This is a genomic window from Janthinobacterium sp. BJB304, assembly GCF_002735765.1.
Taxonomy (GTDB): Bacteria; Pseudomonadota; Gammaproteobacteria; order Burkholderiales; family Burkholderiaceae_D; genus Janthinobacterium.
In genome coordinates this window covers 60,864-83,403 of record NZ_PDZN01000004.1, presented here as the reverse complement: position 1 = coordinate 83,403, position 22,540 = coordinate 60,864, and the positions used below count along the sequence as shown (strand labels likewise).

The window sequence follows — 22,540 nt, the reverse complement described above, 5'->3', positions numbered from 1 at the left end:
GAACTATACACCCGGCCGCCGCGCGGAACACGGTAAAATACGGCACTTATTTCGCGCGCCGCCAGCCCTTCCCGGCAGCCCGCATACCTACTCAAAGCGCCCCCATGTCTGAAAAATTCCTGTACTCCCTCGCCCGCCCGCTGCTGTTTTCGATGGATGCCGAAGCGGCCCACCATTTCACCCTGCCCGCCCTGAAACGCGCCAGCGCGCTGGGCCTGACGAAGCTGGCCGGCAAACCGGCGCTTGATCCGCGCACCGTGATGGGCATCACCTTCCCGAACCCAGTCGGCCTGGCCGCCGGCCTGGACAAGGATGGCGCCTACATCGACGCGCTGGCCGACCTGGGTTTCGGCTCGATCGAAGTGGGCACCGTCACGCCGCGCGCGCAGGCGGGCAATCCGAAACCGCGCATGTTCCGCCTGCCGCAGGCGCAGGGCATCATCAACCGCATGGGTTTCAATAATGGCGGCGTGGACGCCTTCGTGGCCAATGTGCAGGCGTCGAAGTTCTACCAGAACCGCGCCGGCGTGCTGGGCCTGAACATCGGCAAGAACGCCGATACGCCCATCGAGCGGGCCGCCGACGACTATCTGCTGTGCCTGGAAAAAGTCTACCCCTACGCCAGCTATGTGACGGTAAACATCTCGTCGCCGAACACCAAGAATTTGCGCCAGCTGCAGGGCGCGTCGGAACTCGACGCCCTGCTGTCGCAACTGAAGGATGCCCAGGCGCGCCTGGCGGACAAGCACAAGCGCTACGTGCCGCTGGCCCTGAAGATCGCCCCGGACATGGATGGCGAACAGGTGAAAAGCATCGCCGAGTCGCTCACGCGCCACCAGATCGACGGCGTCATCGCCACCAACACGACCCTGTCGCGCAGCGCCGTCGAAGGCATGCCGCACGGCGCCGAAGCGGGCGGCCTGTCGGGCGCGCCCGTGTTCGAGCTGTCGAACAATGTGATCCGTTTGCTGAAGGCGGAACTGGGCGACGCCCTGCCCATCATCGGCGTGGGCGGCATCATGCAGGGCAGCGACGCCGTGGCCAAGTTCGAATCGGGCGCGCAGCTGGTGCAGCTGTACAGCGGCCTGATTTACGCCGGCCCCGCCCTGATCAAGGATTGCGCGCGCGCGCTGCGCGGCAAACAGGCCCGCTAAGGACGGCGCATGGAAAAGATCAAGCTGGGTTCCAGCAGCCTGGAAGTGAGCCGGATCTGCCTGGGCACGATGACCTTCGGCGAACAGAATTCGGAAGCCGAAGCGCACAGCCAGCTCGATTACGCGCTGGAACGTGGCATCAACTTCGTCGACACGGCGGAGATGTATCCGGTGATGGCCAGCGCGCAAACGCAGGGCAGCACGGAGCGTTACATCGGCAGCTGGCTGAAGAAAAGCGGCAAGCGCAGCCAGATCGTCCTGGCCAGCAAGGTAGCGGGACCGAACTCGCGCATGCACTGGATACGCAGGGGCAAGACGGATCACGACGCGGTCAATATCCGCGCCGCCGTCGAGGACAGCCTGCGCCGGCTGCAGACGGAGCACATTGACCTGTATCAATTGCACTGGCCCAGCCGTAACCTGCCCATCTTCGGCGCCAGCGTGTACGACCCGCGCAAGGAACACGCGTCGGTCGCCATCGAAGAGACGCTGGCCGTGCTGGGCAAGCTGGTCGAGGAAGGCAAGATCGGCCACATCGGCGTGTCGAATGAATCGTCGTGGGGCGTGTGCGAATACATCAAGCAGGCCGAGCTGAAAGACTTGCCGCGCATCGTTTCGATCCAGAACCTGTACAACCTGACGGCGCGCCATTTCGAGACGAGCCTGCTCGACGAAACCTGCCACCGCGAGAACGTCAGCTTGCTGGCCTACAGCCCGCTGGCGTTCGGCCAGCTGACAGCGAAGTACCTCGACAATCCACAAGCCAGGGGCCGCCTGACGCGCTTCCCGGCCGGCTGGAGTCCCCGCTACGTGCGCCCCGCCACCATCGCGGCAGCCAGCCAGTATGCGGCGCTGGCCCGCGCGCACGGCCTGACGCCGGCGCAGCTGGCACTCGCGTGGTGCTACTCGCGCTGGTTCGTCGCGTCGACCATCATCGGCGCCACCAGCGTGGCGCAGTTGCAGCAAAATATCGATGCGCATCACCTCACCTTGTCGCCGGAACTGGTGGCGGCCGTCGACGCCATCCACGCCAGTCTGCCCAATCCGGGACAGTAAGGCCCGCCGTCTGGCGGCGCATGCCGTCGCCAGGCTCCCCACGCTCATCGCAGATAGTCGTATTTATACAACAGCTGGCAATTTACTGCTGTGCAGCATTGCGGCCTTGCCGTGCCCGGTCGTATGCTGGAAACGAGGCCATATGCGCTACGCGCACCATGTTGACGTCTTTCAGATATTTATTGCATATCGATAGACAGAACGATTCGTAAGCACGCCGCGTGCCCACTGTTAATCTGATTGCATCACCGGACCGCCATGGTCCGCGCAACCACAACCGAAGAGATATCGTCGATGAGTTCAAGCAACGCCCGCTCCCAACTTCCCGCCCTCCCCGTAAAAACCGTGATCGCCGCCAGCCTGGTCGCCTGCTTCAGCCTGCCGATGCAGGCGCAGGCGCAGCAAGAGCTGCCGGCCGAAGGCGAATTGCAATCGGTGGTGGTCACCGGCACCTTCGCCAAGAACCGCCGCACCATCGATTCCGAATCGCCGATCGACATCCTCACCTCGCGCGACCTGCAAAGCACGGGTTCGGGCGAGCTGGCCACCGTGCTGGCGCGCCTGCTGCCATCGCTGAACTTTGCCCGCGCCACGGGCGCCGACGCCAGCGACGCCGTGCGTCCGGCGCAATTGCGCGGCCTGTCGCCCGACCAGACCCTGGTACTGGTGAACGGCAAGCGCCGCTATACCTCGGCCGTCGTCAACGTCAACGGCTCGCTGGGCCGCGGCTCGGCGCCTGTCGACCTGAACGCCATTCCCCTGGCCGCCATCGACCACGTGGAAGTGCTGCGCGATGGCGCGGCGGCCCAGTACGGCTCCGACGCGATTGCCGGCGTGATCAACATCATCCTGAAAAAAGGCGCGGCCGGCGGCGATATCGAAGTGGGTTATGGCCAGACGCAGGAACGCGACGGCAAGCAAAAATCCATCAAGGGTTCGGCCGGCTTCGCCCTGGGCGAGGACGGCTGGGTGCGCGTCTCGGCCGAAGTGGCGGAACGCGACCCGACCAACCGCGCCGGTGCCGATTTCCGCAACCCGCTGGAACCGCGCTACGGCAAGGTCAACCAGCGCTATGGCGACCCGGAAAGCAAGCCGGCAACGATTTTCCTCAACAGCGAATACCACATCAGCGACAACCTCGACTGGTATGCCTTCGGCAACTACGGCAAGCGCGACACGTCGGCCGCCGCCACCTGGCGCACGGCGCTGATCACGGACCCGAATAATTCGAAGCAGTTTGTCCAGCGCACGCCGCTCTTCCCGGAAGGCTTTTTGCCATTGCAAAACAGCACCCTGACGGACCAGTCCCTGGTGACGGGCTTGCGCGGCGAAGCGGCCGGCTGGCGCTGGGATGCCAGCCTCAATTACGGCAGCAACAAGTTCGAGCTGGACCTGGACAATACGGTCAACCAGTCGTTGGGCGCCAACAGCCCCACGCATTTCTATGCGGGCTCGCTGAAAAACGAACAGACCGTATTCAACCTCGATGCGGCGCGCGAATTTCCTGTCTCTTTCTTTACGGGTCCGCTGACGGTGGCCGTGGGCGCCGAAGCGCGCCATGAAAAATACAGCATCGGCGCCGGCGATGAAGCATCGTACACGGGCGGTGGTTCGCAAGGCTTTGCCGGCTTCCGTCCTGTCAACGCGGGCAGCCACTCGCGCCACAACGAGTCGGTCTATGTGAACCTGGAAGCGGAAGCGACGAAGAAACTGTCGGGCGGCGTGGCCCTGCGCCATGAGCGCTACAGCGATTTCGGCAGCACCACCTCGGCCAAGGGTTCGGCCCGTTATGCGTTCACGGACGCGCTTTCCCTGCGCGGCACCGTGTCGAGCGGCTTCCGCGCGCCGTCGCTGGCGCAGCAGTACTACACCATCACCACCACCAACTTCCAGGTCATCAACGGCAACAATACGGCCATCGAGACGGGCACCTTCGCCGTCAACACGCCGCAGGCGCGCGCCCTCGGTGCGCAAGACCTGAAGCCGGAAAAGGCACGCAACTACAGCCTGGGCCTGCAGTTCCAGCCCAGCCGCAACTTCACCACCAGCATCGATGCCTACCGCATCGACATCGACAACCGCATCCTGTTCTCGGCCAATCTGGCGCTGAACGACAAGCTCAAGGCCCAGCTGGCGACGCAAGGCTCGACCGTGGGCGCAGCGCGCTACTTCACCAACGCCGTCGATACGCGCACGGAAGGCGTGGACATCGTCAGCACCTACCGCATCGACCTGCAGGACAAGGACCGCCTGGACCTCACCGTGGCGTACAACCACAACAAGAGCACGGTACAGAAAATCGCCGATAATCCGGCCATCCTGACGGCCAACAACCTGAAACTGATCGACCGCCAGAGCATCGACCGCATCACGGTGGCCTCGCCGAAGGACAAGTTCAGCCTGGCCGCCGACTACGGCTTCGGCATCTGGAATGCGCACGGCGTCGTGACCCGCTACGGCAGCTTCACCGTGCCGCAGAACGACGTCAAGCTGGACCAGACGTATGACCCGCAATGGGTGCTGGACGTGTCCGGTTCCGTGAAACTGGGCAAGAACTGGCGCCTGGTGGCCGGCATCGACAACGTCACCAACCGCTATCCGGCGCAAGTGACGAGCGCGGGCAACCTGAACGTCAACGGTACCCAGCCTTACAGCATCTTCGCGCCGAACGGTTTCAACGGCCGCTATTACTACGCCAAGGCTGGCTATAGCTGGTAAATACCGCTCCGCCATGCAAAAAGCCCGCGCATCTTCCGATGCGCGGGCTTTTTTTCATGTCTTGCGCCCGCAGGCGCTGCAGGCTCAGGCGCGGCGGCGGCGCGCGGCAAAACCGACCAGACCCAGGCCCAGCATCAACATGCCGTAGGTCGCTGGCTCAGGCACGGCCGAGACGGAACTGTATGCGCGGAAATTGCTCAGGCCGCGCGGCAGATTGCTGATGGTGATGAGCGTATTGGCGGCCAGCGGCGCGTCCCAGTGGAACAGCAGTTCGCCACGGCCATAGTGCACGGCCAGGTAGTCGAAGCTGGACTTGACGGTGAACGAACCGGACTTACCGCTTTCCAGGTCGCCCTGGGCGGCAAAGACCAGGGAACCGGTGCCGCTGGATGGCAGACCAAACTTGCTGCTGACCAAGCTCTGGATGGCGGCCGCGCTTTGCGGGCCGGACGGGTTGGCGCCGTCAAACACCCAGACCGAGTCCGCTGCCACGCTGCCGTAGGTGACGGTCTTGCCGCCCACCAGGAAGCCGCTCATGGCGGGATCGGTGATTTCCACCCAGTTCGCCGCCTGGGCCAATGGCGCCAGGCAAGCCGAGACAGCAAGGCAGAGACCCAGCACAGCATGTTTAGTCGTGTTCATAATTTTCCCTATTGATAAATTTCAAAAAACACAATGTTGATTATATTTTTGTTATATTTTTTTGCGATTGAGCAAAAGATATCATCCAGGAAATCAAAATGCAATAAAAGAAACAAATTTTACCATTGGTATTTTCAATCGGTCTCATCAGTTTCTTGCCGAGTCCGGCTATGAAGGGGCGTACCGCCCTCCTTGCCATGACCGGGCGCTGGTCGGGGAAGCAGGATTGTTGTAGATCAGCACATGCCAAGCGGCAATGGCAAGCCTGCAGGTATGCGTGGTCATCCTGACACGCAATCGGCTACCATGGGGTTTACTCTTCTTGATGATGGATAACCATGCCCAGCTGGCACCTGGCCGACGCCGCCGAACTGGCGGCGCGCCATCCCTACACCTTCTATAAATCGCCGCCCGAAGCCATCGCCCAGGTGCGCCCCGGCGAGGTGGTCAAGCTGATCTTCGCCTTCCACAGCGACGATCCGCAGGCGCCGGGCGCCGAGCGCATGTGGGTGCTGGTCGACACGGTCGAGCCGCATGGGCACTTTACGGGCAAGCTCGACAACATGCCCGGCTACATCGCCGATTTGCGCGCCAAAGACCCCATCGCCTTCGCGGCGCGCCACATCATCAATACCCAGCACGACGATGACGATAACCTCGTCAACCGCTACGCGGGCCTGTGCTTCGTCACGAAACGCGTGCTGGAAGACGGCGCGCCCGTCGGCTACCTGTACCGCGAAGCGCCGGACAACGACGACGACAGCGGCTGGCGCTTCACGGCCAACGACGAGAGCGACGACTACATCAACGACAGCGCCAACGTGGCCCTCGTGTCGCTGGGCGCCGTGCTCAGCGTGGACGACCGTTTTATTGCGCTGCTGGACGCCCCTGCCGGCGCGGCGTACGCCTTCGACCGCAACACGCAACAATTCATGGCGGTGGACGAATGACAACAGATGAACTGAAGCAATTTTGCGCGGCCCTGCCCGGCGCGCAAGCCGTGCTGTACGGTGCGCCGTCGAACATCCTCGTGTATGAGGTAAGCGGCAAGAAGTTTGCCTATTTCAAGACCAGCGCACCGGAACAGTGGCGCTTCAGCCTGCGCGTCAGCGCGGAACGATTCATCGAACTGACGGACATGCCGGGCGTGAAACCGGCCCGCTACATGGGCCGCTTTCACTGGGTCACCATCGTCGACGTGGCGCGCTTCCCCACCGATTACCTGGCGGAACTGGTGCAGGATAGCTACGCGCGCGCCGTGGCCAGCCTGACGCGCGCGCAAAAGGCGGCCATCGCCTAGAGGGCTTCCTCGCCCGCCATGGCGCGGTCGATGTCTTCGCGCGTCAGGTCCGGCGCCAGCTGCAGGATGAACTCGTAGGCGTAGGCGCGCAGGTAGGCACCACGGCGCACGGCCAGGCGCGTCGTGTTGGTGGCGAACAGATGCGACGCTTCCACGGCGCGCAGCCCCTTGTCGCGGCCATGGTCGAAGGCCATCGAGGCGACGATGCCCACGCCCAGGCCCAGCGCCACGTATTGCTTGATGACATCCGAATCCATGGCCGTGAGGATGATGTCGGTCGTCACGCCCGCCTTGGCGAACGCATCGTCGATATGGCCGCGGCCCGTGAAACCCTTGTCGTAGGTAATCAACGGGTATTTCGCCAGGTCTTCCAGGCGGATCGGCGAGTGCTCGAGCAGCGGGTGGCCGTCCGGCACGACGATCAGATGGCTCCAGCGGTAGCACGGGAACGACACGAGGTCGGGGAACTGGCTCAAACCCTCCGTGGCGATGCCGATATCGGTCTTGCCCGACAGCACCCATTCCGCGATATGCTCGGGCGCGCTTTGCTGCAGCGCGATGCGCACGTCGGGGAAGGCGGCGCGAAAGCCCTGCACCACTTTCGGCAACGCATAGCGCGCCTGCGTGTGCGTGGCCGCCACCGATAACGTTCCGCTGGTCTGGCCGCTGTATTCGAGGCTGGCCTGCTGCAGGTTTTCCGCCTCGATCAAGAGGCGGTCGACGATCTTCAAAATGCCCTTGCCCGGCTCCGTCAAGCCCGTCAAGCGCTTGCCGTTGCGCTCGAAAATCACCACGCCCAGCTCATCTTCCAGTTCGCGGATCTGCCGGCTCACGCCCGGCTGCGACGTGAACAGGGCGTTGGCCACTTCCGTCAGGTTATAGCCGCGGCGGGCCGCTTCGCGGATCGAACGCAGTTGTTGAAAGTTCATATATTTTCAGCCTTTAGGTTCTTGTTGGTTCAACGAACACGTGGAGGCGTTTCGGACGCACGACCAGGGTCTCGCCTTCCTTCAGCTGCAAATGAGTAAAACGCTCGTTCGACATCACAGCTTCGATCAGCTCGCTGTTATCGACGCGCTGCAAGTCCAGCTGGGCCAGCGGGCCGATCGCATGGGCGCGGCTCAGTTTCACCACGATGCCTTCCGCGCCCTGCGTGTAACGGTCGATTTCCAGGTCGTGCGGACGCACATAGGCCGTGCCCTTGCTGTCGCTCACGCCCGCGTAATCGGGCACCTCGAAGCTGGCGTCGCCCGTCGCCATCACGCCGTCATGCACGCGGCCGTGGAACAGGTTGACGTTGCCCAGGAAGCCGTACACGAAGGGCGACGCCGGGTGGTTATAGACTTGCTCTGGGGAACCAAGTTGCTCGACGGTCCCCTTGTTCATCAGCACGACCTGGTCGGCCACTTCCAGCGCCTCTTCCTGGTCATGCGTCACAAAAATGCTGGTCACGTGCAAGTCGTCGTGCAGGCGGCGCAGCCAGCGGCGCAATTCCTTGCGCACCTTGGCGTCGAGCGCGCCGAACGGCTCGTCGAGCAGCAGCACGCGCGGTTCGACAGCGAGGGCGCGCGCCAGGGCAATGCGCTGGCGTTGCCCACCCGACAATTGCGGCGGATAGCGGTCGGCCAGCCAGTCCAGCTGCACCAGCTCCAGCAAATCTTTCACTTTACGGCGGATCTGGTCTTCCGACGGGCGCTCGCTGCGCGATTTCACGCGTAAACCGAACGCCACGTTTTCGAACACCGTCATGTGCTTGAACAGCGCGTAATGCTGGAACACGAAGCCGACCTGCCGCTCGCGCACGTGGCGGTTCGACGCGTCTTCCGCATCGAGCAGCACCTGGCCGCTGTCCGGATGTTCCAGACCGGCTATGATGCGCAGCAAGGTGGTCTTGCCGCAACCCGACGGGCCCAGCAGGGCCGTCAGTTCGCCGGCGGGAAAGTCCAGCGAGATATTGTCGAGGGCGACGAAATCGCCGAAGCGCTTGTGGATGTTCTTAACTGCGATGGTCATATCAGTGCTCCGTGGAACGTAAGGCGGAATCGTCGGCGTCGCTCTCGTTCAAACGCCACTCAATGAAGGCTTTCAGGGCCAAAGTCACCAGCGCCAGCAAGGCCAGCAGCGAGGCGACGGCAAACGCGGCGGCGAAGTTGTACTCGTTGTACAGAATCTCCACCTGCAGCGGCATGGTGTTGGTTTCGCCGCGGATATGGCCGGAGACGACGGACACGGCGCCGAACTCGCCCATGGCGCGGGCGTTACACAGGATCACGCCATACAGCAAGCCCCACTTGATATTCGGCAAAGTGACTCTGCGGAAAGTGTTCCAGCCCGAGGCGCCCAGCACGATGGCGGCCTCTTCCTCTTCGCTGCCTTGCGACTGCATCAGCGGGATCAGTTCGCGCGCCACGAACGGGAAGGTGATGAAGATGGTGGCCAGCACGATGCCGGGCACGGCGAACAGTATCTTGATGTCGTGCGCCTGCAGCCACGGGCCGAACCAGCCTTGGGCGCCGAACATCAGCACGTATATCAGGCCGGAAATCACCGGGGAAACGGAAAACGGCAAGTCGATCAGGGTCAATAAAATGCTTTTGCCGCGGAACTCGAACTTGGCGATGCACCACGAAGCGGCCACGCCGAATACCAGGTTCAGCGGCACGGCGATGGCGGCCGTGATCAGGGTCAACTTGATGGCGGAAATGGCGTCCGGATCGATGATGGCGGCGATATACGCTTCCCAGCCCTTCTTGAACGCTTCCGCAAACACGGCCACCAGGGGCACGATGAGGAATGTCGTCAGGAACAGCAAGGCAATGGTGATCAATACCGTGCGCACCCACAGCGGTTCCAGCACCACGGGGCCGACGTTCGGCTCGAAGCGGCGCACTTTGGGCAGCGCAGTGTCCACGCCAGCGGCGGCAGTCGTATTCGTACTCATGATTTCTTCGCCTTTCCGCGCGTCCATGCTTGCAGCAGGTTAATCGTCAACAACAGCAGGAAAGACACCACCAGCATCACCACGGCGATGGCCGTGGCGCCTGCGTAATCGTATTGCTCCAGCTTGGTAATAATGAACAGCGGAGTGATTTCCGACACCATCGGCATGTTGCCGGCGATAAAGATCACGGAACCGTACTCGCCCGTGGCGCGGGCAAAGGCCAGCGCAAAGCCCGTCAGCAACGATGGCAAGATCGTGGGGAAGATAACGCGGATAAACGTTTGCAGGGAATTGGCGCCCAGGCTGGCGGCCGCTTCTTCGAGTTCCTTTTCCGCGTCTTCCAGCACCGGCTGCACGGTGCGCACGACAAACGGCAAGCCGATGAAGGTCAGCGCCACCACCACGCCCAGCGGCGTGAACGCCACCTTGATGCCGAGCACGCCTTCGATGAACTGGCCGAACCAGCCGTTCGACGAATACAAGGCCGTCAGGGTGATGCCGGCCACGGCTGTCGGCAAGGCGAACGGCAAGTCGACCAGCGCGTCGATGATGCGCTTGCCGGGGAATTTATAGCGCACCAGCACCCAGGCCAGGATGCCGCCAAACACCACGTTCAGCAGCGCGGCGATCAGCGAGGCGCCAAACGTCAGGCGGTATGACGCCATCACGCGGTCGGACGTGACGGCGCTGAAGAAGGCGTCCCATGTCATTGTGAAAGTTTTCAGGAACACCGACGACAAGGGAATGAGGACGATCAAGGCCAGGTAAAAGAGCGTGAAGCCCAGTGACAACTTAAACCCCGGCATGACCCGAAACGGCGCTCCGCGCGCCTTGGGCGGCGCTAGTGTTGCTTCAGACATGGAAACCCCTTCTTATTACATTTTTGAGTTATAGGTCGCAATAATCACATGCAATCGTTATAAAAAGAACTAACCATTTCTCATTTGCTTAGATGGATTTTGCATACTTGCCGGCAGAATCTATGGGCGAAAAAAAACGCACCGGACAGGTGCGTTTTTTGTGGAAACAAGAGTGCCGAATAAAACGTTCAGGGCTAGGCGCGTTGCCGAAGACAGTACGAATGTACGGCGAGGCAATGCAACAACGCCATGGACGTTTTTTCGGTGCTCTTACTTGTTTGGCTGCGGCGTCAACCGGAGATATGGCTTCGCGGCCGTAAAGCCCTTCGGATATTTCTGCTTGATCACGTCCGGGTCTTGCACGGTCAGTGGAATGATGACGTCATCGCCATCGTTCCAGTTGCCGGGCGTGGCTACCGTGTAGCCGTCCGTCAATTGCAGGGCATCGATGACGCGCAGGATTTCATTGAAGTTGCGGCCCGTGCTGAGCGGATACGTGAGGATCAGCCGTACTTTCTTGTTCGGGTCGATGATGAAGACGGAGCGCACGGTGGCCGTGACGGACTGTTCCGGGTGAATCATGTCGTACAGCACCGACACTTTCTTGTCGACGTCGGCGATGATGGGGAAGCCCACCACCGTGTTTTGCGTATCTTCGATATCCTTGATCCAGCTCTTGTGCGACTCGGCCGCGTCCACGGACAGGGCGATGGCCTTCACGTTGCGCTTGTCGAATTCGGGCTTGAGCTTGGCCGTCAGGCCCAGCTCCGTCGTGCACACGGGCGTAAAATCTGCCGGGTGGGAAAACAGCACCACCCAGGAATTGCCCGCCCACTCGTGGAACTTGAGCGGGCCGATCGAGCTGTCTTGTTCAAAATCAGGGGCGACATCGCCCAGGCGTAAAGTCATCGTGATCTCCTTCAGAAGTTGTGTGGCGAAGATGTTCGTCGTATCAGGCTGCCTGACGGTGGCGCTTGTCGCTTTGCGCCAGATCAAACAGTGTTTGCAGCTGCGCCTGGCCGTAGACCCAGTCACCAAGGCGCGACTCGGCGTTGATATGGCCCAGCGCACCGCCATCAATATACTTGCAATTCCAGCGCCGCGCCCACTGCGCCGCGTGTTCGGCCGTCATCCACGGATCCGTCTGGCTGGCGATCAGGATGCCGGGGCAAGGCAGCCGCTTTTGCGGCAATGCCTTCGCCACGCCAAACTTGTCGGGGTCGGCCGGCCCCACCAGCAGCACGCCGGCCACGCCCTGCGGGTCGCGCGCCAGGCTGTGCGCCGTCGTCAGGCAGCCGAAGCTGTGGGCGACGATCAGGGTCGGGCGCGCATCCTGCCGCCGCACCTGGTCCAGGCGCGCCGACCAGGTCGCCAGGTCGGGTTCATTCCAGTCGTCCTGCTCGACCCGCTCGAATTGCGGATACAGGCGCTGCCAGCGGCTCTGCCAGTGCTCGGGACCGCTGTTATGCAGGCCCGGCACGATCAGTACCCGGTAATCGGAAAAGCTGCGCAGCGCCATGATGGATCCTTTTAGTAACGGTCTGGCAATCGTGCCATCCGGTATTACTTAGGCTGGTAGATCTGGTCGAAGATGCCGCCGTCGGCAAAGTGCGCCTTCTGTGCCGCCGTCCAGCCGCCGGCCACCTGCTCGATGGTGAACAGGTTGACCTTGGCGAACTGCGACGCATATTTCTTCGCCGCCTTGTCCGTTGCCGGACGGTAGTAATTCTTGGCGATGATGTCTTGCGCCTCGTCCGTGTACAGGTAGTTCAGGTAAGCCTCGGCCACCTTGCGCGTGCCATGCTTGTCGGCAAACTTGTCGACGACGGCCACGGGCGGCTCGGCCAGGATGCTGACGGACGGCGTGATGATGTCGAACTTGGTCGGGCCCAGTTCCTTGACGGCGAGATACGCCTCGTTTTCCCAGGCGATCAGCACGTCGCCGATACCGCGTTCGACGAAGGTGGTGGTGGCGCCGCGCGCGCCGGAATCGAGCACGGGCACGTTTTTATACAGTTTGCCGAGGAAATCCTTGGCCTTCGCTTCGCTGCCGCCCGGCTGGCGCAGCGCATAACCCCACGCGGCCAGATGGTTCCAGCGGGCGCCGCCCGAGGTTTTCGGATTCGGCGTGATGACGGAGACGCCCGGCTTGATCAGGTCGTTCCAGTCCTTGATGCCTTTCGGGTTGCCCTTGCGCACCAGGAAGACGATGGTCGAGGTGTAAGGCGAGCTGTTGTGCGCCAGGCGCTTTTGCCAGTCGGCGGCCAGCAGCTTGTGCTCGGCCAGCGCGTCGATGTCATAGGCCAGGGCCAACGTCACCACGTCCGCTTCCAGGCCGTCGATGACGGCGCGCGCCTGCTTGCCGGAGCCGCCGTGCGATTGCTTGATCTTGACGTTGTCGCCCGTCTTGCCTTTCCACTCCTTGGCAAATGCCGTATTCACATCCTGGTACAGCTCGCGCGTCGGGTCGTACGACACGTTGAGCAGGGTGATATCGGCAGCCTGCGCCGTTTGCAGAACGGCAAACGCGCTGATGGCGGCGGCAATGATGATTTTTTTCGACAGCATCTAAGATCCCCGTATGGTTGAACTTTCAGAGCCACCAGATTACGGCGCAACGGCCGCAAAGAGAACGAAGCGTTTCGCCGTTCGATATTCGATATTCGCATATGGACGGCGCGCAACGGGGATTTAGTGCTTAATAAAAACGGTTGAACAGCACCACAGCCCACGTGGCGAAAGCCAGGATACACGTGAGCAGCACGGCGGCGCTGCCGAAGTCCTTGGCGTTTTTCGACAGCGGATGGCGCTCGAGCGAAATGCGGTCGACCACGGCTTCGATTGCCGAATTGATCAGTTCGACGATCAGCACCAGCAGCAGCACGCCGATCAGCACCAGCTTTTCAAAGGCGGAAATGCGCAACAACAAGGCGATCACGGTGCCGACGACGAACAAACCGAGTTCCTGGCGGAACGCGTGTTCATGGCGCCAGGCCGCCTTCAAGCCGTCGAGCGAGTAGAAAAAGGCGGAAAAAATCCGTTTCAAGCCGCTTTTGCTCTTGAATTCATTTACAGGTTGCATAGTTATCCATGGTTCAAAGTCCATCCAGCCGCCAATTATGACGGCCAACATGAGAATTGTGACAATTTATTCGCTGAATATCTCGGAACATTTCACTATTTTTTCACATCATGGTATAAAGATGCATGAATACTGCATTGCACCAAATCCATCATGAAAATTGAACCGGTCGCAGCCCCAAAGACGACGATACAGGTGATCGAACGCATGGTCGCCCTGCTCGATGCCCTGGCCAAATATTCCGACCCGGTCAGCCTGAAGGAATTGTCGAAAGTGTCCGGCCTGCACCCCTCAACGGCGCACCGCATCCTCAACGACATGGTACTGACGCGCTTCGTCGACCGCATCGAACCGGGCACTTACCGCTTGGGTATGCGCCTGCTGGAACTGGGCAATGTGGTGAAAAGCCGCCTCAGCGTGCGCGAAGCGGCGCTGGACTTCATGCGCCAGCTGCACAAGAAAACCCAGCAAACCATCAACCTGTCCGTGCGCCAGGGCGACGAGATCGTCTACATCGACCGCGCCTTTTCCGAGCGCTCGGGCATGCAGGTGGTGCGCGCCATCGGCGGCCGCGGCCCGCTGCACCTGACGTCAACCGGCAAGCTGTTCCTGTCCGTCGATGAACCGAAAGCCATCCGCGCGTATGCGACGCGCACGGGGCTGGCCGGGCACAACAAGAATTCCATCACGGATCTGCAAAAGCTCGAGCGCGAGTTGAGCCTGGTGCGCGAACGCGGCTATGCGCGCGACAATGAAGAGCTGGAACTGGGCGTGCGCTGCATGGCCGCCGGCATCCGCGACGACTCGGGCAAGCTGATCGCCGGCCTGTCGATATCCGCGCCGGCCGACCGCCTGCAGGATGAGTGGCTGGTGGACCTGGTGGAAACGGCGAATCAGATTTCCGTCACACTGGGATTCATTCCCCAAGACTAAAGCACTGCCGTATAAAAATGTTCAGGGCAAGGCGCACTAACGAAGACAGTACGACTAGTACGGCGAGTTAGTGCAACGCAGCCCTGGACATTCGCATTGAAACTTAATCAACCGCCGGGCAGGCTCATGTTGGCAGGTTTCAATGCTTCGAGCCACTTGCGCATGCGTCCCGCATCGGCCGTACGCGACTGTTTCCCCTTGGAATCGAGGAAGACCATGATCACGGCCCGTCCTTCGATGACGGCCTGCATCATCAGACAACGTCCCGCCTCATTGATGAAGCCCGTCTTTTGCAAGCCGATTTCCCAGCCCGGGTTGGCCACCAGATGATTCGTATTGCCAAACTGCATAGGCTGGCCGCTGGCTTCGACGATGGCTTTCGGGTCCGTCGAGTACTCGCGCAGCAGCGGATGGCGGAAGGCGGCCATGGCCAGCTTGCCCAGGTCGCGCGCGCTGGCCACGTTCATTTTCGACAAGCCGCTGGAATCGACGTAATGCGTATCCATCATGCCCAGCTGGCGCGCCTTGCTGTTCATGGCGTCGACAAACGCCGGCAAGCCGCCCGGATAATTGCGGCCCAGCGCCGAAGCGGCGCGGTTTTCCGAGCTCATCAGGGCAATGTGCAGCATGTTGCCGCGCGTCAGCTGCGAGCCCACCTTCAGGCGCGAGCTGCTGAACTTGGCGCGGTCGACGTCCTCGTCCGTAATCGTCAGCACTTCATCCATGTCCTGGTGCGCTTCGACCACCACCAGGCCCGTCATCATCTTGGTGATGGAGGCGATGGGCAGGGCGACATTCGAATTCTTTTCAAACAGCACTTCCGAATTGTTCTGGTCCAGCACCAGCGCCACGCTCGACTTGAGGTCGAGCGGATCGCGCGTGAGGTTCAGGCCCGCCAGGTCGCCCATGGTCGGCATCGGGGCGGCCATGGGCACGGCCACGCTGCTGACTTTTTGATAGATGACCTTGCGTTTGCCGCGCACCATGACGACCCGACGCACGCTCTTTTCGCGTGGCGCGACCGTCGCGCCCTTGCGCAGCACGATCTTGATTTTCTTGGTGTTGTGTTTATTGGAGGCTGAGGATTTGCCGTTCGCTTCCCTGGCGTGCACGGCCGCAGCCGGCGCCAATGCAAACAGCAGGGAAGCCAGGATACCCAGCGCAAGTTTAAACTTAGCCATTCGATAATTCCCCGTGAAGCTGTTGCCTTATTGCAGTGTAGCGAAATGCAGAGTATTCGCAAGCCTATTTAACAGTTAGGACAGTATTTATTGCAGCACTGAAATACAAATTGTTGGCGATCAGCAAACAAGCTCATCTTTGAGCGGCTGTTTGCCGGCGTACATCGCCAGCAATGTCTATTTGTCCATGAATTTAACAAAACCGGCCAGCGGCTCGCGTTCCGTGCTCAGGCGGTTCTCGATCTTGTCCGGGTCGGCATAGCCGAGGGCCATGCCGCATACCACCATTTCGCTGGCCGGTACGCCCAGCTCGTCGCGGATGATGTCATGGTAATGGATGAAGGCCGCTTGCGGGCACGTGTCGAGTCCCCGCGCGCGCGCCGCCAGCATGATATTTTGCAAGAACATGCCGTAATCGAGCCAGGAACCCTGTTCCAGCACCCGCTCGATGGTAAAGATCAGGCCCACGGGCGCATCGAAAAACTGGAAATTGCGTCCATGCTGGGCCGCCATGCCGGCCGTGTCGCCCCGCTCCAGCCCCAGCAGCTGATACAGGTCCAGGCCGATCTTGCGGCGGCGCTCGATGAACGGCGCCGTCCACTGGCGCGGGTAATAGGTATACGACGCCGTGCGCGCGGGCGCATCGGGCGCCTTCGGCGCGGCATACGCGGCCAGGATGCGGCGCGACAGGCGCAACCGCGCCTCGCCCGACAGCACGTAGACTTTCCACGGCTGCATATTGGCACCCGAGGGCGCGCGCGCCGCCACTTCCAGGATGCGCGCGATATCGTCCTGCGCCACCGGCGTGGGTAAGAAGGCGCGGATCGAACGGCGCGACAGGATGACGCTATCGACGGCTTGCTGCGCCGTCTGTGTTTCAGATACTGGCTTGCTCACTGCGCTGCTCCCTGCTATTTCTTGACTACAAACACCACGCCGACCACGGCCACCAGCATGCCGGCGATGCCCAGCATATTAAATGCTTCGCCAAACATCAGCCAGGCCATCACGGCCGTCGTGGGCGGGGTCAGGTACAGCAAACCCGTCACTTTCGTCGCGTCGCTGCGGCGGATCAGGGCGAACAGCAGGAAGATGGCGCCGATCGACAGCACGAGTACCGACCACAACAAGGCGCCAATAAAATTCGCCGTCCATTGGACGTTGCTGAAATGCAGGTCCAAACCTTCGTAATACAAGGCGAATGGCAAGACCACGACGATGGAAGCGGCAAACTGCACCACTGTGCCGGTGCGCAAGTCGAACTGCGGACAGTGGCGTTTTTGATACATGGTGCCGGCCGTCATCGACAGCAGGGCGAACACGCACAGCAGCACGCTTTCCACCGTCAGGCCCACGAGGTTGATCTTCGCGTAGACGACCAGGGCCACGCCCAGCAAGCCAAAGAACAGGCCCAGCCACTGGCGCGGGCGCACGGATTCGCCGATCAGCGGCGCGGCGCAGGCCGTCAGCACGGGCTGCATGCCCACGATCAGTGCGGACAGGCCGGCCGGCATGCCCAGCTTGATGGCGCACCAGACGCCGGCCAGGTAGCCAGCCTGCATCAAAATGCCGGCCACGGCGATCTGGCGGAACTGGCCCACGGGCCACGGCGCGCGCAACAGCAGCACCAGCGGCAGCAGGATCACCAGCACGCCCAGGAAGCGCAGCAGCAAAAAGGTCAGCGGCGGTGCGTACGGCAAGCCGAACTTGGCCACGATAAAACCTGTGCTCCATAACAACACGAAAAAGCCAGGCAAGGCCATCGGCGCCAGGGTGGTCAGGAAAGAGGCTTTGCCACTGGCGCCAGCCGCGGCGGGAAGATTGGACATGGTATCAACTCGGGAAACAGGATCGGCACCGGGGCCTGCGCCAGTGCGGGAGGCAAAGTCTAGCATGCTGCGCCGCGATCGTCCCCGCAGCCACTGGAAACGATAGTTTAGACATAAACCATTGACACGTAGAAATCAAATATTTCTCTTTAGAAACAATGACTTTTGATGCAAATCTATTCAATTGTTGCATCGCACAAGAAACGCTTGACTTCGTTTTTTTTCGCCGTAGAATAGGGTTTGTTGCGTTGCACAATTCTTGTTCAGCTTGAAAAATTTAGATTCACCTGCTTTCCCAAACGGTACACGCAGCATCAAATTAACCAGATTTCGATTTTTTGGAGATTTATATGTTTTCAATTCCTGAGCAATTTTCGTCCGCTACCAAAGCCAACCTGGAAGCCCAATTCGCCCTGTTCTCGTCGCTGACGGGCAAAGCCTTCGAAGGCATCGAAAAGATCGTCGAACTGAACCTGACCGCTGCCAAGGCGACTCTGGAAGAATCGACTGCCGCCGCCAAGCAATTGCTGTCGGCAAAAGATCCACAAGAATTCTTCTCGCTGAGCGCTGCTCAAGCCCAGCCTAGCGCCGAAAAAGCCATCGCTTACGGCCGTCACCTGGCTGCCATCACGTCGGGCACGCAAGCCGAGTTCAGCAAAGCTGCTGAAACGCAAATCGCTGAAACCAACCGCAAAGTCCTGTCCCTGGTGGAAGAAGTCACCAAGAACGCGCCAGCCGGTTCGGAAAACGCCGTTGCCATCCTGAAAAGTGCCATCGGCAACGCCAATGCAGGCTACGAGCAGTTCTCGAAAACCAGCAAGCAAGCTGTCGAAGCCATCGAAGCGAACCTGACCTCGGCCGTGAACCAGTTCACGCAAGCGGCTGAAAAAGTCGTACCGCGCGCTGCCGCCAAGTAATTCCTGCGCGACCGCTACGGCGGTCCGTTGTTACCAGCTCCTCCAGGCATCCATCCCGCACTTCCCTGACGGATGCCATTATGCCCCAGCCCTGCTGGGGCATTTTTTATGCGCTTTTACTTTCCCGCCCTTACTCCCCCAGATACGCCGCCTTCACGCGCGGGTCGTCGAGCATGGCCGCCGCGTTGCCGCCCATGGTGACCAGGCCGGAATCCATCACATAGCCGCGGTGCGCCGCCTGCAGGGCCAAACGGGCATTCTGTTCGACCAGCAAGATCGTGATGCCTTCGGACGACACCTTGCGGATCACCTCGAAGATTTTCTCGACCATGATGGGCGACAAGCCCATCGACGGCTCGTCGAGCAGCAGCAGCTTCGGATGGCTCATCAGGGCGCGCGCCATGGCCAGCATCTGCTGCTCGCCGCCCGACAGGGTACCGGCCATCTGCGCCGCCCGCTCCTTGAGGCGTGGAAACACGTCGAACCACTTGGCAATGTCATCCTCGACACCGGCCTTGTCCGTGCGCGTGTAGGCGCCCATCATGAGGTTTTCGCGGATTGACATGCGCGTAAACACGCCCCGCCCTTCCGGCACCATCGCCAGTTTCCTTTCCACCAGGTGAAACGACTTCGTGCCCTTGAGCGATTCGCCCAGGTAACTGATCGTGCCTTCGATCTTGCACGCAGGCAAAGTGCCCGTGATGGCTTTCAGGGTCGTCGTCTTGCCGGCGCCGTTCGCGCCGATCAGGGCGATCAGCTCGCCCTGGTTGACTTCCAGGTCGATGCCTTTCACCGCCTTGATGCCGCCGTAAGCCACGTGCAGGCCCGCCACCTTCAATATATTGCTCATGCGTGCGATCCCCCCAGATAAGCCTCGATGACGGCCGGGTTTTGTTGTATTTCGGCCGGCAAGCCTTCCGCGATGCGCTTGCCATACTCGAGCACCGTGATGCGGTCGCACAGTCCCATCATCAGTTTCACGTCGTGCTCGATCAACAGCACGGTCTTGCCTTCCGCCTTGATTTTCACCAGCAATTCGCGCAGGGCCAGCTTTTCCGTCGCGTTCATGCCGGCCGCCGGTTCGTCGAGGGCCAGCAGTTGCGGATCGGTGGCCAGCGCGCGGGCGATTTCCAGGCGCCGCTGGTCGCCGTACGACAAGAAGCGCGCCGTGCGGCTGGCGAACTGGGCGATGCCGACGAAATCGAGCAGCTCCATCGCCCGCTTGCGGATGGATGCTTCTTCCTCGCGCGCCGCCTTGTGGCGGAAGATGGCGCCGAACACGCCCTGGTGCGAGCGCACATGGCGCCCCACCATGACGTTTTCCAGCGCCGTCATGTCGCCAAACAGGCGGATGTTCTGAAACGTGCGCGCGATGCCCGCCTTGGCCACCTTGTGCGGCGCGGACGGCGAATACGGCTTGCCGGCCAGCTCGAAGGTGCCCGTGTCGGGCTGGTACAGGCCCGTGATGACGTTGAAGAAGGTCGTCTTGCCGGCGCCGTTCGGCCCGATCAAGCCGTAGATCTGGCCTTGCCGGATGGTAATGCCCACGTCGGTGAGCGCCTGCAAGCCGCCGAAACGTTTATTTACGCCGGCGATATTAAGAATGATCTGTTCGCTCATGCTATCCCTCCCTTACGCGGACACGACACCGGTGGATTTGTTGGGCTGGTCGACATCGTGGTCGGGCCGGTCTTCGTGCTTCGGCGATGGCCACAAGCCGGCGGGACGGTTGAGCATGATCAAGACCATGGCCAGGCCGTACAGCAGCTGGCGCAGCACTTCCGCCTCGATCACCACGTGGCCGAACAGCGCCTGCTGGGCCGGTTCCACCACGTGGCGCAGCACTTCGGGAATGGATGCCAGGATCACGCCGCCGAGGATGACGCCGGGGATGTGGCCGATGCCGCCCAGCACCACCATGGCCAGCACGGCGATCGATTCCGTCAAGGAGAACGATTCCGGCGAGACAAAACCCTGGAACGAGGCAAACATGGCGCCCGCCACGCCGCCGAACGAGGCGCCCATGGAAAAAGCCAGCAATTTGACATTGCGCGTATTGATGCCCATGGCTTTCGCGGCGATCTCGTCTTCGCGGATGGCCACCCAGGCGCGGCCCAGGCGCGAATGCTGCAGGCGCTTGGTGACGAACACGACGGCGATGCACAGGAAGAGGAACAAAAAATAATAGGCATTCACAGACGGCATGGAAAAACCGGCCACCGTGACGGTGCTGTTGGTGCCCGCCTCGCCCGCCAGGTTGACGCCGAAGATGCGGATGGGGTCGATCAAATTGATGCCTTGCGGCCCGTTCGTGAAATTGATCGGGTCGTTCAAATTGTTCATGAAAATGCGGATGATCTCGCCAAAGCCCAGGGTCACGATGGCCAGATAGTCGCCGCGCAATTTTAATGTGGGCGCACCCAGCAGGGCGCCGAACAGGCCAGCCACGGCAGCGGCCAGGGGCACGATGAGCCAGATCGACAAATGGATGCCGTGCTCGCGGATTTCCGGCCCCATCAGCTGCACCAGGGTTTCGCCCAGCACGGGATACTGGTTCACCACCGATTCGAGCAGGATGGCGAACTGGGGCGACGCCAGCAAGGCCGTCAGGTAGGCGCCCACGGCGTAGAAGGCGATGTAGCCCAGGTCGAGCAGGCCGGCAAAGCCGACGACGATGTTCAAGCCCAGGGCCAGCATGATGTACAGCAAGGCCATGTCGATGATGCGCACCCACGAATTGCCGAACTGGGCGGCAAAAAACGGGAACACCATCAGCAGCGCGGCCAGGCCCAGCATGCCGGCGTAGGCCTTGGCGGGATTCTTTTTTGCGTCGAAATCGAGTAGTGCCATGATTTAATCTCCCAGTGTCACATCAGGCACGGTCGGCCACGCGTTCGCCCATGATGCCGGACGGGCGCAGGGTCAGCACGATGATCAGCACGACGAAGGCAAAGATATCCTGGTAGTGGCTGCCCAGGAAGCCGCCCGTGATGTCGCCGATGTAGCCGGCGCCCAGGCTCTCGATAATGCCCAGCAAGATACCGCCCAGCATGGCGCCATAGATATTGCCGATGCCGCCCAGCACGGCCGCGCAGAATGCTTTCAGGCCGGGGATGGCGCCCATGGAAAATTGAATCGATGCATAGTTGGCGCCCCACATCACGCCCGCGACGGCCGCCAGCGCGGCACCGATGGCAAAGGTGGCAACGATGACCTTGTCGGAATCGACGCCCATGAGTCCCGCCACGCGGGGGTTTTCCGCCGTGGCGCGCATGGCGCGGCCCATGCGTGTTTTTTCCACCAGCAATACCAACCCACCCATCGACAAGGCAGCCAGGGCCAGCAACAGCACTTGCGTTTGCGAAATCACGGCGCCGCCTATGTTGATGGGGTCGGTCGACAGCAATTGCGGGAAGGGCAAGGGATTGCGCGTCCAGATCATCATGGCGAAGGTTTGCAAGAGGATGGAGACGCCGATGGCGGTAATCAGGGGGGCGAGGCGGGGGGCGTTACGGAGGCGGCGGTAGGCGACCCGCTCGATGATGATGTTGACCAGAATACAGATGGGGATGGCGCCGAGGATGGCGGTGGCCAGTTTCAAATAGCCGGGCCAGTCCGGCACATAAATGCCCAGCAGCTTGAGAATGGTCAAGCCCACCATGGCGCCGATCATGAGCACATCGCCGTGGGCGAAGTTGATCAGGTTCAAGACGCCGTACACCATGGTGTAACCGAGGGCGACTAAGGCATACATGCTGCCCAACACCAAGCCGTTGATGATTTGCTGGATGAATGTATCCATGGTCAGATTGCCCTATCAAATATGCATTTTTCGGGAACAACTTCCGCCGGAACATGTCGCTGATACAAAAACGGCACCGGAGGAAGAATTCCTGCAGTGCCATCCCTGGACCGTTCTCACCAGCA

At 61.2% G+C, this 22,540-nt stretch carries 23 protein-coding genes; 7 read left to right on the top strand and 16 right to left on the bottom strand.

The features are described from left to right. Positions 1 to 104 precede the first annotated feature (104 nt). From CSQ95_RS06080 to CSQ95_RS06070, 3 genes are all read left to right on the top strand, one after another. Positions 105 to 1,154, top strand: a complete 1,050-nt coding sequence (locus CSQ95_RS06080; protein WP_099408872.1) for a quinone-dependent dihydroorotate dehydrogenase — start codon at positions 105 to 107, stop codon at positions 1,152 to 1,154. Positions 1,155 to 1,163: 9 nt separating this feature from the next. Then, positions 1,164 to 2,210, top strand: coding sequence for an aldo/keto reductase (locus tag CSQ95_RS06075; RefSeq protein ID WP_099408871.1), 1,047 nt, complete (start codon positions 1,164 to 1,166; stop codon positions 2,208 to 2,210). 294 nt (positions 2,211 to 2,504) lie between these two features. Continuing rightward, positions 2,505 to 4,928, top strand: a complete 2,424-nt coding sequence (locus tag CSQ95_RS06070; protein WP_099408985.1) for a TonB-dependent siderophore receptor — start codon at positions 2,505 to 2,507, stop codon at positions 4,926 to 4,928. Positions 4,929 to 5,012: 84 nt separating this feature from the next. Here the strand turns inward: CSQ95_RS06070 and CSQ95_RS29965 are convergent, their stop codons facing one another. Continuing rightward, complete coding sequence (locus CSQ95_RS29965; RefSeq protein ID WP_227742023.1) at positions 5,013 to 5,570, bottom strand: PEP-CTERM sorting domain-containing protein; 558 nt, start codon at positions 5,568 to 5,570, stop codon at positions 5,013 to 5,015. 338 nt (positions 5,571 to 5,908) lie between these two features. On the opposite strand from CSQ95_RS29965, the gene CSQ95_RS29960 reads away from it, so the two are divergent. Both CSQ95_RS29960 and CSQ95_RS06055 read left to right on the top strand, forming a co-directional pair. Then, positions 5,909 to 6,520, top strand: a complete 612-nt coding sequence (locus CSQ95_RS29960) for a DUF2185 domain-containing protein (RefSeq protein WP_070224516.1) — start codon at positions 5,909 to 5,911, stop codon at positions 6,518 to 6,520. Continuing rightward, positions 6,517 to 6,870 (top strand): MmcQ/YjbR family DNA-binding protein, encoded by a 354-nt coding sequence (locus CSQ95_RS06055; protein ID WP_099408870.1) that lies wholly within the window; start codon positions 6,517 to 6,519, stop codon positions 6,868 to 6,870. Before CSQ95_RS29960 ends, CSQ95_RS06055 begins: the two co-directional genes overlap by 4 nt. Here CSQ95_RS06055 and CSQ95_RS06050 read toward each other — a convergent pair. The 8 genes from CSQ95_RS06050 to CSQ95_RS06015 form a co-directional block, all read right to left on the bottom strand. After that, positions 6,867 to 7,799 (bottom strand): CysB family HTH-type transcriptional regulator, encoded by a 933-nt coding sequence (locus CSQ95_RS06050; protein ID WP_070224514.1) that lies wholly within the window; start codon positions 7,797 to 7,799, stop codon positions 6,867 to 6,869. The two genes, CSQ95_RS06055 and CSQ95_RS06050, sit on opposite strands and share 4 nt — an antisense overlap. A 13-nt stretch (positions 7,800 to 7,812) precedes the next feature. Then, a complete protein-coding gene (locus CSQ95_RS06045; protein ID WP_034747519.1) occupies positions 7,813 to 8,883 on the bottom strand; it encodes a sulfate/molybdate ABC transporter ATP-binding protein in 1,071 nt (356 codons plus the stop codon). A 1-nt stretch (position 8,884) separates the two neighbouring features. Then, a complete protein-coding gene (gene cysW / locus CSQ95_RS06040; protein ID WP_099408984.1) occupies positions 8,885 to 9,811 on the bottom strand; it encodes a sulfate ABC transporter permease subunit CysW in 927 nt (308 codons plus the stop codon). Continuing rightward, the gene (gene cysT / locus CSQ95_RS06035) at positions 9,808 to 10,617 is read right to left on the bottom strand and encodes a sulfate ABC transporter permease subunit CysT (protein WP_099408869.1); all 810 of its coding nucleotides are present in this window, start codon (positions 10,615 to 10,617) and stop codon (positions 9,808 to 9,810) included. Before cysT ends, cysW begins: the two co-directional genes overlap by 4 nt. Positions 10,618 to 10,941: 324 nt before the next feature. Beyond that, positions 10,942 to 11,580 (bottom strand): peroxiredoxin, encoded by a 639-nt coding sequence (locus CSQ95_RS06030; protein ID WP_099408868.1) that lies wholly within the window; start codon positions 11,578 to 11,580, stop codon positions 10,942 to 10,944. 43 nt (positions 11,581 to 11,623) lie between these two features. Continuing rightward, positions 11,624 to 12,190: an alpha/beta hydrolase gene (locus CSQ95_RS06025; protein WP_070224511.1), complete on the bottom strand. Its 567-nt coding sequence runs from the start codon at positions 12,188 to 12,190 to the stop codon at positions 11,624 to 11,626. 44 nt (positions 12,191 to 12,234) lie between these two features. Next, entirely contained in the window at positions 12,235 to 13,239 is a 1,005-nt protein-coding gene (locus CSQ95_RS06020) for a sulfate ABC transporter substrate-binding protein (protein ID WP_099408867.1), read from the bottom strand. Positions 13,240 to 13,369: 130 nt separating this feature from the next. Further along, positions 13,370 to 13,753 (bottom strand): diacylglycerol kinase, encoded by a 384-nt coding sequence (locus CSQ95_RS06015; protein ID WP_035821531.1) that lies wholly within the window; start codon positions 13,751 to 13,753, stop codon positions 13,370 to 13,372. A 153-nt stretch (positions 13,754 to 13,906) separates the two neighbouring features. Between CSQ95_RS06015 and CSQ95_RS06010 the strand changes: the two genes are divergently transcribed. Beyond that, complete coding sequence (locus CSQ95_RS06010; protein WP_046685991.1) at positions 13,907 to 14,686, top strand: IclR family transcriptional regulator; 780 nt, start codon at positions 13,907 to 13,909, stop codon at positions 14,684 to 14,686. A gap of 107 nt (positions 14,687 to 14,793) precedes the next feature. Here the strand turns inward: CSQ95_RS06010 and pbpG are convergent, their stop codons facing one another. From pbpG to CSQ95_RS05995, 3 genes are all read right to left on the bottom strand, one after another. Next, complete coding sequence (gene pbpG, locus CSQ95_RS06005) at positions 14,794 to 15,867, bottom strand: D-alanyl-D-alanine endopeptidase (RefSeq protein ID WP_099408866.1); 1,074 nt, start codon at positions 15,865 to 15,867, stop codon at positions 14,794 to 14,796. Positions 15,868 to 16,044: 177 nt separating this feature from the next. Then, complete coding sequence (locus tag CSQ95_RS06000) at positions 16,045 to 16,764, bottom strand: nitroreductase (RefSeq protein WP_099408865.1); 720 nt, start codon at positions 16,762 to 16,764, stop codon at positions 16,045 to 16,047. 14 nt (positions 16,765 to 16,778) lie between these two features. Next, a complete protein-coding gene (locus CSQ95_RS05995) occupies positions 16,779 to 17,696 on the bottom strand; it encodes a DMT family transporter (RefSeq protein WP_034785174.1) in 918 nt (305 codons plus the stop codon). Between the two features lie 350 nt (positions 17,697 to 18,046). On the opposite strand from CSQ95_RS05995, the gene CSQ95_RS05990 reads away from it, so the two are divergent. After that, positions 18,047 to 18,613, top strand: a complete 567-nt coding sequence (locus CSQ95_RS05990; RefSeq protein WP_070224506.1) for a phasin family protein — start codon at positions 18,047 to 18,049, stop codon at positions 18,611 to 18,613. A 130-nt stretch (positions 18,614 to 18,743) separates the two neighbouring features. Here the strand turns inward: CSQ95_RS05990 and CSQ95_RS05985 are convergent, their stop codons facing one another. Genes CSQ95_RS05985 through CSQ95_RS05970 form a run of 4 tightly spaced genes read right to left on the bottom strand, consistent with a single transcriptional unit; the run spans position 18,744 to position 22,415 of the window. Next, complete coding sequence (locus tag CSQ95_RS05985) at positions 18,744 to 19,463, bottom strand: ABC transporter ATP-binding protein (protein WP_070224505.1); 720 nt, start codon at positions 19,461 to 19,463, stop codon at positions 18,744 to 18,746. Next, complete coding sequence (locus CSQ95_RS05980) at positions 19,460 to 20,233, bottom strand: ABC transporter ATP-binding protein (protein WP_034747484.1); 774 nt, start codon at positions 20,231 to 20,233, stop codon at positions 19,460 to 19,462. The genes CSQ95_RS05985 and CSQ95_RS05980 overlap by 4 nt, the downstream gene beginning before the upstream one ends. Positions 20,234 to 20,245: 12 nt before the next feature. Next, positions 20,246 to 21,463 carry an ABC transporter ATP-binding protein gene (locus tag CSQ95_RS05975; protein WP_099408864.1) on the bottom strand — a complete coding sequence of 406 codons (1,218 nt, stop codon included), beginning with the start codon at positions 21,461 to 21,463 and terminating at the stop codon, positions 20,246 to 20,248. 22 nt (positions 21,464 to 21,485) lie between these two features. After that, complete coding sequence (locus tag CSQ95_RS05970) at positions 21,486 to 22,415, bottom strand: branched-chain amino acid ABC transporter permease (RefSeq protein WP_034747477.1); 930 nt, start codon at positions 22,413 to 22,415, stop codon at positions 21,486 to 21,488. Positions 22,416 to 22,540: the final 125 nt, after the last annotated feature.

Bases quoted from the DNA above. Each gene is read 5' to 3' on its own strand.
- cysW (WP_099408984.1), bottom strand. From the start codon at position 9,811: ATGAGTACGAATACGACTGCCGCCGCTGGCGTGGACACTGCGCTGCCC.
- CSQ95_RS05970 (WP_034747477.1), bottom strand. From the start codon at position 22,415: ATGGATACATTCATCCAGCAAATCATCAACGGCTTGGTGTTGGGCAGC.
- CSQ95_RS05990 (WP_070224506.1), top strand. From the start codon at position 18,047: ATGTTTTCAATTCCTGAGCAATTTTCGTCCGCTACCAAAGCCAACCTG.
- CSQ95_RS06030 (WP_099408868.1), bottom strand. From the start codon at position 11,580: ATGACTTTACGCCTGGGCGATGTCGCCCCTGATTTTGAACAAGACAGC.
- CSQ95_RS06055 (WP_099408870.1), top strand. From the start codon at position 6,517: ATGACAACAGATGAACTGAAGCAATTTTGCGCGGCCCTGCCCGGCGCG.
- CSQ95_RS05980 (WP_034747484.1), bottom strand. From the start codon at position 20,233: ATGAGCGAACAGATCATTCTTAATATCGCCGGCGTAAATAAACGTTTC.
- CSQ95_RS06010 (WP_046685991.1), top strand. From the start codon at position 13,907: ATGAAAATTGAACCGGTCGCAGCCCCAAAGACGACGATACAGGTGATC.
- cysT (WP_099408869.1), bottom strand. From the start codon at position 10,617: ATGCCGGGGTTTAAGTTGTCACTGGGCTTCACGCTCTTTTACCTGGCC.
- CSQ95_RS06050 (WP_070224514.1), bottom strand. From the start codon at position 7,799: ATGAACTTTCAACAACTGCGTTCGATCCGCGAAGCGGCCCGCCGCGGC.
- CSQ95_RS05975 (WP_099408864.1), bottom strand. From the start codon at position 21,463: ATGGCACTACTCGATTTCGACGCAAAAAAGAATCCCGCCAAGGCCTAC.
- CSQ95_RS06070 (WP_099408985.1), top strand. From the start codon at position 2,505: ATGAGTTCAAGCAACGCCCGCTCCCAACTTCCCGCCCTCCCCGTAAAA.
- CSQ95_RS06080 (WP_099408872.1), top strand. From the start codon at position 105: ATGTCTGAAAAATTCCTGTACTCCCTCGCCCGCCCGCTGCTGTTTTCG.
- CSQ95_RS05995 (WP_034785174.1), bottom strand. From the start codon at position 17,696: ATGTCCAATCTTCCCGCCGCGGCTGGCGCCAGTGGCAAAGCCTCTTTC.
- CSQ95_RS06025 (WP_070224511.1), bottom strand. From the start codon at position 12,190: ATGGCGCTGCGCAGCTTTTCCGATTACCGGGTACTGATCGTGCCGGGC.
- pbpG (WP_099408866.1), bottom strand. From the start codon at position 15,867: ATGGCTAAGTTTAAACTTGCGCTGGGTATCCTGGCTTCCCTGCTGTTT.
- CSQ95_RS06015 (WP_035821531.1), bottom strand. From the start codon at position 13,753: ATGCAACCTGTAAATGAATTCAAGAGCAAAAGCGGCTTGAAACGGATT.
- CSQ95_RS05985 (WP_070224505.1), bottom strand. From the start codon at position 19,463: ATGAGCAATATATTGAAGGTGGCGGGCCTGCACGTGGCTTACGGCGGC.
- CSQ95_RS29960 (WP_070224516.1), top strand. From the start codon at position 5,909: ATGCCCAGCTGGCACCTGGCCGACGCCGCCGAACTGGCGGCGCGCCAT.
- CSQ95_RS06045 (WP_034747519.1), bottom strand. From the start codon at position 8,883: ATGACCATCGCAGTTAAGAACATCCACAAGCGCTTCGGCGATTTCGTC.
- CSQ95_RS06075 (WP_099408871.1), top strand. From the start codon at position 1,164: ATGGAAAAGATCAAGCTGGGTTCCAGCAGCCTGGAAGTGAGCCGGATC.
- CSQ95_RS29965 (WP_227742023.1), bottom strand. From the start codon at position 5,570: ATGAACACGACTAAACATGCTGTGCTGGGTCTCTGCCTTGCTGTCTCG.
- CSQ95_RS06020 (WP_099408867.1), bottom strand. From the start codon at position 13,239: ATGCTGTCGAAAAAAATCATCATTGCCGCCGCCATCAGCGCGTTTGCC.